6 protein-coding genes are annotated in these 10135 nt (G+C 44.0%); 4 read left to right on the top strand and 2 right to left on the bottom strand.

Features of this window, described 5'->3' with window-relative positions; translation table 11 throughout:
- Positions 1–72: 72 nt before the first annotated feature.
- The 3 genes from GSY63_RS04500 to GSY63_RS04510 all read left to right on the top strand — a co-directional run bounded on the left by GSY63_RS04500 (position 73) and on the right by GSY63_RS04510 (position 4609).
- Positions 73–1266, top strand: coding sequence for an ROK family protein (locus tag GSY63_RS04500; protein WP_166584633.1), 1194 nt, complete (start codon positions 73–75; stop codon positions 1264–1266).
- 57 nt (positions 1267–1323) lie between these two features.
- Positions 1324–3264: a glucosamine-6-phosphate deaminase gene (gene nagB / locus GSY63_RS04505; protein ID WP_317168546.1), complete on the top strand. Its 1941-nt coding sequence runs from the start codon at positions 1324–1326 to the stop codon at positions 3262–3264.
- Positions 3265–3475: 211 nt separating this feature from the next.
- Complete coding sequence (locus GSY63_RS04510; protein WP_166584635.1) at positions 3476–4609, top strand: acyltransferase family protein; 1134 nt, start codon at positions 3476–3478, stop codon at positions 4607–4609.
- 69 nt (positions 4610–4678) lie between these two features.
- On the opposite strand, the gene GSY63_RS04515 is transcribed toward GSY63_RS04510, so the two are convergent.
- Complete coding sequence (locus GSY63_RS04515) at positions 4679–6184, bottom strand: hypothetical protein (RefSeq protein WP_166584636.1); 1506 nt, start codon at positions 6182–6184, stop codon at positions 4679–4681.
- Positions 6185–6469: 285 nt separating this feature from the next.
- Here GSY63_RS04515 and GSY63_RS04520 point away from each other — a divergent pair, with 285 nt between their 5' ends.
- Positions 6470–9352 (top strand): M16 family metallopeptidase, encoded by a 2883-nt coding sequence (locus tag GSY63_RS04520; RefSeq protein WP_166584637.1) that lies wholly within the window; start codon positions 6470–6472, stop codon positions 9350–9352.
- 120 nt (positions 9353–9472) lie between these two features.
- On the opposite strand, the gene GSY63_RS04525 is transcribed toward GSY63_RS04520, so the two are convergent.
- Positions 9473–10096, bottom strand: coding sequence for a hypothetical protein (locus tag GSY63_RS04525; protein WP_166584638.1), 624 nt, complete (start codon positions 10094–10096; stop codon positions 9473–9475).
- Positions 10097–10135 lie beyond the last annotated feature (39 nt).

Here is a 10135-nt window from a genome sequence, read left to right on the forward strand (position 1 = left end):
TGCAAGCATACTTTTTAAATTTTTTTAAAAAGTTTTTTGTTGTTATTAAATATTTAAGTTAAGTTTGTGTAAATGGAAATTAAGACTAAAGCAGATAAACAAAGCGGACTTACCGACAAAGTCTTAAAACACTTCTATTTTAACGATGAATTATCATGTGCCGAGGTAAGCGAGCACCTGAATAAAAGCATCCCTTTAGTAGCCAAAGCCATTAGCGAATTAGTTGCAGATGGTTTCGTTATTGAACAGGGGTACGCTCAATCGAGCGGTGGCCGCAGGCCCTTAAAGTACAGCATCAAACCTAACGCCATGTACATAGTGGCTGTTGCTATGGACCAGCTTTCGGTACGTATCGGGCTGTTCGATTTGTTAAATACGCCTGCGGTAGAGGTAAAATCGTTCGAACTTAAATTGTTGAATAACGATGCTGCGCTGAAAACACTCATCGACTACATCAATAAATACATTGCCGGTTCTGGCATTGCTAAAGAGAATATTGCGGGTATCGGTATTGGTATGCCGGGCTTTATCAATATTAAAGAAGGCATCAACTACACTTACTTAGATGCAGGCGGTAATCTTTGCGATTACATAGGCGAGGCAACCGGTTTGCCGGTTTTTATTGACAACGACTCGAGTCTGATAGCCCTTGCCGAACAGCGCTTTGGCGCGGCCAAGGCCCAAAAGGAAGTAATGGTTATTAACCTGGGCTGGGGTATAGGTTTAGGTATGATCATTAATGGCAAACTATTCCGCGGACACGATGGCTTTGCGGGCGAGTTGAGCCACATCCCATTATCAGAAGACGGTGCTTTATGTAATTGCGGCAAACAAGGCTGCCTGGAAGCCGAAGCCTCTATGCTGGCCGTTGCCGAAAAAGCCATTGCCGGTATAAAAGAAGGCAAGATCTCGAGTTTAAAACACATTATAGATAATCCCAACAAGCTGGCCGGCGACGCCATTATGGAGGCCGCCAATAACGGAGATCATTTTGCTATAGATCTGTTGGCCGAAGCTGGATATAAAATAGGGAAGGCCCTGGCTATACTAACCCACATCATGAACCCGCAAACCATTGTACTAAGCGGCCGTGGGGCAAGGGTTGGTAAAATTTTGCTGGCGCCTATACAGCAGGCCATGAACAAATATTGCATCCCGCGTTTGGTGGGCAACACCGAGCTAAAAGTATCAGACCTTGGGTTTGATGCCGAGCTGGTTGGAGCCGCCGTGCTGGTGATGGAAAACTATAATATTGAGAAAGTATAAGGCTCCGTTTTAACGGAGTTTTTTATGCGCTGATTTTTAAAGACAGACACATCATACATTAAAGAGCGAAATATGCCACGTTTAAATCTCTTAGAGGAAACCCGGTACGAGAAACTACCGGTTACAGTGTACCCAAACCAGCAAATTGCATCGGTGCAGGTAGCCAAACGCATTGCTGATCTGATAAAGGCCAGACAAAGCAGCGGCGGAAAAGCCGTATTAGGTTTAGCAACAGGTGTTACGCCAATTAGGGTATATGCCGAACTGGTGCGTATGCACAAAGAGGAAGGTTTGAGCTTTAAAAACGTGATCACCTTTAACCTGGATGAGTACTACCCGATGCAGCCAACAGCCGCACAGAGCTATGTTACTTTTATGAACGAAAATCTTTTCGATCACATAGACATAGATAAAAATAATGTACACATTCCAGACGGAACTTTAGGCACTACCGAAGAAGTAGCTGCTTTCTGCCTGAACTACGAAAAACAAATTACTGATCTGGGTGGCCTGGATATGCAGATCTTAGGTATCGGTCGTACCGGTCACATCGGTTTTAACGAGCCGGGTTCGGCGCCAAACTCGGGTACCCGCTTGGTAACGCTCGACGACCTGACCCGCAGCGATGCTGCCCGCGATTTCGGTGGTAAAGAAAACGTGCCGACGAAAGCTATTACAATGGGCGTTGGTACCATTTTTAAAGCGCGCGAAATTATTCTGATGGCCTGGAACCAAAAGAAAGCTTCGATCATAAAGAAAGCCGTTGAAGGTGAAATTTCTGGCGAAGTACCTGCAACCTTCCTGCAATTGTCGGAGCATGTTGAGTTTATTCTTGACGAGGGCGCTGCTTCAGAATTAACCCGCTTTGATACCCCTTGGCTGGTTAAGGATTGCATCTGGACCAACATCCTGAAAAAGAAAGCGGTTATCTGGCTGGCTACCACCGTTAAAAAACCTATTCTGAAGTTAACAGAAGATGATTATAACAACCATGGCATGGCCCAATTGGCTGTAGAACAAGGCCCGGTTTATAACATCAACATCGATATTTTTAACCAGATACAACATACCATTACCGGCTGGCCGGGCGGTAAGCCAAATGCCGACGACTCACAGCGTCCGGAAAGAGCTAACCCAGCACAGAAACGTTCTATCATATTCTCGCCGCACCCTGATGATGATGTGATCTCTATGGGCGGAACGTTTATTCGTTTGGTTGATCAGGGGCATGATGTGCACGTAGCTTACCAAACATCGGGCAATACTGCCGTTTGGGACGACGATGTATTGCGTTATGTAGAGTTTGCCATAGATTTTGAAGAAAGCCGTGGGGGCGATAGCTCAGAGTTGAAAAAAACTTACGATAATATGCGCAGCTTCCTGGCATCGAAACAGCCAAACCAGATAGATACGCAGGAGATCCGCAATGTAAAAGGTTTCATCCGCAAAACGGAAGCAATTTCTGGTGCCCGCTACGCAGGTTTGCCAGATGATCATATCCATTTTATGGCTTTGCCTTTCTACGAGACAGGCAAAACCCAAAAGAATTCGGTAGGCGAAGAGGATGTTAAATTAACCATGGAATTGCTGCAAAAAGTAAAACCTCATCAGGTATTTGCCGCCGGCGATTTCGCAGACCCACACGGTACCCACCTGGTATGTTTCAATATTATTTTGGCGGCATTAAAACGCCTTGCAGAAACAGAAGAATGGGCTAAAGATTGCTGGTTATGGTTATATCGCGGTGCCTGGTTCGAGTTTGAAACCCACGAAATTGAAATGGCAGTGCCACTTTCTCCGCAAGAGGTATTACGCAAACGTAACGCTATCTTCAAACACCAGTCGCAAAAAGACACCCCGGTATTTCCTGGTGATGACGCCCGCGAATTCTGGGTACGTGCCGAAGACCGCAACGCTGAAACCGCGCGCAGCTACAACGAACTTGGTTTAGCCGAGTACGCTGCAATGGAAGCATTTGTACGCTATAAATTCTTGTAAGGAAGGTGAAACGTTTGACGTAGTACGTTATATGTTTTCACTCAAAGATCTCTCACTCGGACCTGGTCAGGTTTGGATACATGTCCGAACCTGGCCTCGCGCCGAATATATTAAAGGCTTCTTGTTATTATTTCAGGAAGCCTTTTTGTATTGATAGCCAAAAGTTATAAATTACAGTCCTTTATAAACTGATTATACCCAACCTCTAACAATGACAGAGATATCCCCTCCTGCAAAAGCACCACGTTTGCTTTCGCTTGATATTTTTCGCGGCTTTACGGTGGCCTGCATGATTTTGGTGAACAACCCGGGCAGCGACCCTGTTTATGCACCACTAGAACACTCCGTTTGGAACGGCTGCACACCTACAGATCTAATTTTTCCATCGTTCTTATTTATGGTGGGTGTGTCTATTGTGTATGCCATGCAGAATAAAAGAGCAGACACGGAAAACCATACCAAAATGCTTTTGCATGCTTTCCGCCGTATGGTTACGCTTATCCTTATTAGCTGGGGTATAGGTTTTTTCTATCACCACAGCCTCGATCATTTGCGTTTCCCGGGCGTGTTGCAGCGTATTGCAGTAGTGTACTTTATAGCAACGGTGCTTTATCTTAAAACCAGTCAGAAAGCACTCGATTGGATTTTCGGTATCGCCCTGGTTGGGTACTATATCATCATGACTTTTATCCCCGTGCCGGATGGCCACCCTGCCAATCTCGACCCTGAAACCAATATGGGGGCTTGGTTAGATCGTTTGGTGTTTACCACCAATCACCTTTGGCGTTCATCAAAAACATGGGACCCTGAAGGCTTATTAGGCACCTTACCAGCCATCGGCACAGCATTGTTTGGTATGCGTGTAGGTACATGGATAAAACGTGCCGACCGCGATAGCAACACCAAAGCAGCATGGCTGTTTGCCTATGGCATTTTGGCAATTGTAGTAGGTATGTTATGGGATTTATTTTTCCCAATTAACAAGGCCTTGTGGACCAGTTCATTTGTTTTGTATGCAGGTGGTATCTCTACCTTGGCTTTAACCTTATTTTACTGGTTTATTGATGTACAGGGGCATAGGAAATTGTTTTGGCCGTTTCTGGTATTCGGTACAAACGCTATAAGCGCTTATATTTTGGCGGACATTGTACCAGGCCTGATCAACTTTATTAAGATTAATCACAATGGTAAAGAAATGGGCGGAATGGGATATTTTTATAACACCGTATTGGCGCCAAATTTTGTGCAGCGAAATGCCTCCGTTCTCGATGCCTTTGCGTTGGTTCTGCTTATATGGATACTAATGTACCCGCTCTACAAAAAGAAGATCATTATTAAAGTTTAAGTATTGACTTTCTGTATAACAAAACGGCGCCTGTGAATTGGTTCACAGGCGCCGTTTTGTTATAAAATATTATTTCTTTTTGGCGCTCCTGGCCTTACTGCTCACATCGTCTATTACATTATCGCGTAACGACCAGGCAAAGTCGAGCAATACTTTATTCTTAAAATAATTGCTCTTCATGTCAACGTACTGGTCTGTTGCGTAAATGTCCAATACTGTCGGCTGACCCTGGATTTGTGCAATTACAGTATCCTGAGGCGAAGCCAGGGCATGGCAACTCATGCAATTAGTTTGTATACCATATTTAAAGTTAGGTTTCCAGGCGTTAGGATAATCTATAAAAGTTTGTGGGTTAAACCCAGCCTCCAGGTATGGGTTATAGCCAATTACAGGTGTTGCATTTTTGGCACTTCCGCCAGATACCGGCTGGTTAGGCATTACCTCGGTATAGGCAACAGAAAGTGCATAATGTGCCGCCGCACCTTTAAGCTGTGCAGGCCTTGCATTTACCGCGTATTGGTTGCTCGGTAATTTAGGATCTGCCGGGTTAGGTGCCCAGTAAAATGTTTGCCATGTCCAATTGCTTATTTCTTTAGTTGTAACATGCATGGCAACTAACAATGCGATGTCTCCGGCTGCAAAACTAGTACCTCCCTGTTGCTGATTAATATAGTTAGCTGTAGCAGCATCAATTTTATAATTAATAAAATCGCTGACGTTACAGGTTGCCGAATCTATTTGTGCTTTAGTAGGCAATATACCTCTGCATGGTTTAGGAATTTTTCCCTTGGGCTGGCTGTTGGTTACATCGGCATAAACATAGCTGTTCCAAACGTTGCTTCCGAAAGTATGCGGAATTAGCGGTTCGCCAGGCCACGCAGGTATGCGTATAAGAGAATCGCTTTGTTTGCCAATATAGTACACAGGTTTAATGTTAATGGCACTATCCGGAAATGCCGGGATGGCACCAATGCTGCCCGTTTTTAAAAAAACATTTTGTACAGATTGCTTTAAAAGCCCGTTATTGACGACATGTGCTGCAGACGGCGGGTTATATGACACGCCGACAAAAAATGCTGCGGTATCATCGGCGCCTGTAGTAAATTTTCCACTCAGTCCTTTTTGCAGTAATTTGTTTTTTAATGATGTACGCGCAAACTGATCGGGCAGCGAAAGCAATGTACGTGCTCTTTTTACCTGGTTTTCTTTGGTTAGCATTTTAGTCGAAGACGAGGAGCTAAGATTAACAAGCTCGTTGATGCCTTGCCATGTTTGGTATACCAGGATACTGTCTCCCTGAAAAACCTGTCCCGATTGCGCTGTTAAGCCAGCCCAGATACCCCATGCATGTGCATATACACCCGGCGTATTAGGTGTGTTTAACCAACTGAAAATAGCAGTTGAATCTTGCGGGAAAGTAAACCCTGGCACTACAGACGGAAGGTTTACCGGTGTTATTACCGTAGTGTTTTTTAGTGTTGTGGTTTCGCCAGGTTTTTTATTGTTGCACATAACAGCAACGGCAACAAATACGAGCAATAGCCCGACAACAAACAGATGTCTGAATTTTTTCATAATTGTGATAAGTAAGGTTGTTTAAAAATATATAAACAGAAAAGCGCATAAACGGGAGTGCGATGGAATCTAATAACAACGCCGGTTATTTTCCTTTCTGTTCTTTTATTAAAATTTGTAAATAATAAAATAGAAAGCAAATTATATATAAATAATATTTAGGATTAGGCGGTTTGTAGTTTCTACTTTCTATGAAATAAATTTAATGGCTAAACCTGCGTTCCTGTCGATTTAATTATAAATTTGATTTTAGATGTTCTTCTCTTATTAAAAAGCCAAAACTTTATGCATATCAATAAAGCGTACCTAAGCGCCGCTATAGCATTGTTTGTAGCAGCAAATACTTCTTTTGCGCAGGTTAAAAAAAAGCCGGTGGTATCTCCGCGCGAAAACCCTGCAGCAGTAACTCAACAAATTAAGGGCGATGTAATCCCGGTAGATCAGGCTGTGATAATCGGCAAGCTGCCTAACGGCCTTACCTATTATATCCGCAAAAACGTAGAGCCTAAAAACCGTGCAGAACTTTACCTGGTAAACAAGGTTGGCTCGGTATTGGAGAATGACCCGCAACAAGGTCTTGCTCACTTTACCGAGCACATGGCTTTTAACGGTACGCGCGATTTCCCGAAGAATGAGTTGGTTGATTACCTCCAAAAATCGGGTGTTAAATTTGGTGCAGATCTGAATGCTTATACCTCATTTGATGAGACTGTATATCAATTACCATTACCTACCGATAGCACCAAAATTTTCGAAAAAGGTTTCTCTATCCTGGCCAACTGGGCTGGTTATGTAAGTTTTGATACAGATCAGATCAATAGCGAGCGTGGCGTGGTTTTAGAAGAAGAACGCCTGCGCGGTAAAAATGCCCAGCAGCGTTTGCAACAACAGTGGTTGCCCATTGTATTAAATAATTCGCGCTATTCGCAACGGCTGCCTATTGGTAAGGTTGACATCCTGAAGAATTTTAAGCCCGAAACCATTAAGAGTTTTTACCACGATTGGTACCGCCCCGATTTACAGGCGGTAGTTGTTGTAGGTGACTTCGACCCGAAACGGGTGGAACAACTGATAAAGGATAACTTTTCGGATTTAAAAAACCCTTCGAACGAGCGGGTGCGTACCAAGTATACGGTACCGTTTGAAGCGGGAACTAAGGTAAAGATCGCAATCGATAAGGAGTTCCCTTACACTCTTGCTCAGATTTATATTAAACATCCGGAAGATAAAGACAAAACCACAACCGGCTACATGCGCGGTATTCGCGTTTCGATATTTAACCAAATGCTAAATAACCGCTTGTCGGAGCTAACCCAAAAGGCCGATCCGCCTTTTCTGTTCGGCCAGGTTAGTTACGGCGGCTTCTTAGGTAACCAGGATGCGCTTACCGAAATTGCGGTTGCAAAATCGGCAGATCAGTTAAAACTGGCGATTGATGCAGTGCTGACCGAAACAGAACGCGCCCGTAAATTCGGTTTTACCGAAAGCGAGTTTACCCGTGCTAAAGAAGCTACCATGGTGGGTATGGAAAACGCCTGGAAGGAACGCGACAAAACTAAGTCTGTGTCTTTTGTGGGCGAATATCAGCGTAACTTCTTAGATCAGGAACCAATTCCGGGTATTGATTGGGAGTACAACTTCTACAAAAATAACATCGATAAAATTAAGCTGAGCGAGATTAACGCGCTGGCGGGCAAATTTATCAGTGATCAAAATCGCGATATTATTGTAATGGCACCCGAAAAGGAAAAAGCCAAACTGCCAACCGAAGCAACTGTGTTAAGCTGGGTTAATACCGGCGGCAAAGGGGTTACAGCTTACGTTGATAATGTAAGTAATAAGCCATTAATGGCTGCACCTCCAACTGCAGGTAAAGTTACCGCCGAGCAAAAGGACGCTGTTGTTGGTACCACCACGCTTACCCTTTCAAACGGAGTAAAAGTGATCTTGAAGCCAACCGATTTTAAAAACGACGAGATCCTGATTAGAGGTTATGCCATGGGTGGTACATCGTTAGCTCCTGATGCCGATTTTATTTCGGCTAACATGGCCGATAATATTGTTGGCAGCAGCGGTATTGCCGATTTTAACCAAATTCAACTGGGGAAAATGCTGGCCGGTAAAAATGTAAGTGTATCGCCTTACATCAATGAAACCACGCAGGGTATTTCGGGCAGTACAACGCCTAAAGATTTTGAAACAGCCTTGCAGCTGATCCACCTTTACTTTACCCAACCGCGTAAAGATGCAGATATCTGGTCGTCAACAATAACACAAACCAAATCTGTGCTGGCTAACCGCAGCCTGGATCCGCAGAGTGTATTTGCCGATACAGTAGCCTATACTATCAGCAAAGGTAATTTCCGCCGGTTAACACCAACTCCTGCGCAATTGGATAAAGCTAGTTTGGATAAAGCCTACAGTTTCTACAAAAGCCGTTTTGCCGACGCTAGTGGTTTCACCTTTACGCTGGTAGGTAATTTCGATGTGGAGCAAATTAAGCCTTTGCTCGAGCAATACTTAGGGGGCCTGCCTGCAACAAACAGCCACGAAACGTTCAAAGATCTGGGCATCCGTGCGCCGGAAGGTTTGGTTACTAAAACTGTGCATAAAGGCATCGGCGATAAAAGCGTTGTGCAATTATTGTTTACCGGTAACTACGATTACAACGAAAGCAACAATCTGCAAATGGATGCACTGGAAGAGGTGCTAAACATTAAGTTGATTGAGCGCCTGCGCGAAAAAGAGAGCGGTGTTTACTCGCCGCGTGTAAGCGCAGCTTATAGCAAAATCCCGGTTGGCCGCTATAACTTCACAGTGAGTTTTAGCTGTGCCCCTGCAAATGTGGATAAGCTGATTGCGGCTACCATGGATGAGATTAACAAAGTAAAACAGAATGGTGCCGAAGCGGTAGACGTACAGAAATTTGCTGCCGAGGAAAAACGTTCGACAGAGGTTCAGTTGAAGGAAAACAATTTCTGGGCATCATACCTGAGCAACACCTCAGAAACAGGAAGCAACCCCGACCTGATTGTTGACCACATCAAAAACCTCGATCAGGTAACCCCGCAAACCGTTAAAGATGCGGCTAACAAATACCTGAGCGGTACCAATTTGATTAAACTGATTCTGTATCCTGAAAAAAATAGCCAAGCGGCAACTAAATAGTTTTTGATTGAAAAGACAAAAAGAGCCCTTATCTGAGGGCTCTTTTTGTTAATAAGGTTATCGCCAGCTTTCAGCTCGCGGGCAATCTGTTGTAAGGTTTTACCTTACGGCAGATCTATATTATTTCTTCAAGGTATTCATCTGCATATCCGGGTGAAATGATAGCGTCCCGCTCGATTTATCTTTCTCCGCATGCACTAAAATCGCCTTGCATTTACCATAACTGTCAATCTCAAATGCAATACCCTCTTTTTGGTCGTCATATATTTTCAGGCTATCGGTACCCTTGTTATATACTCCAACCGGTTCTACATGGAAATGCCTCCCTATATCTCTTAGCGTAAGCCCTGTATGGATATTCTGTGTTGTTTTATAGGCAGGAGAGGTAATGCGGATAATTTTAACCCGGCCTGTATTTTCGTCTTTGCCCCCCATATTGCGGTGCGAATAGATATCGGTTTGATAAGGTACACTATCCTGTTTCGAAACCCAGGTTGCCATAGCAGCGCCCATAGCAGCGTCGCCGCTATCGGGTTTGCCGAGGCGTACATTTACCGAATCCATTGGCTCGTTGATATGTGTAAGGCCAATACTTTTCCCGGGCACAATAAGTTGTGATGTAGGAATTGGTGCGGTAGCTGTAGTATCTTTAGGGCGGGTGTTGGGATGTAAGTTAGTTACCGGCTTATGTTTACAAGCTAGAACCAAACCCAGCAACGGGATTATAAAATATCTCTTATCCATATTTAATATTAAACAACTATTGTACCGTTAATGTATTAG

The organism is Mucilaginibacter agri (assembly GCF_009928685.1).
GTDB lineage: Bacteria > Bacteroidota > Bacteroidia > Sphingobacteriales > Sphingobacteriaceae > Mucilaginibacter > Mucilaginibacter agri.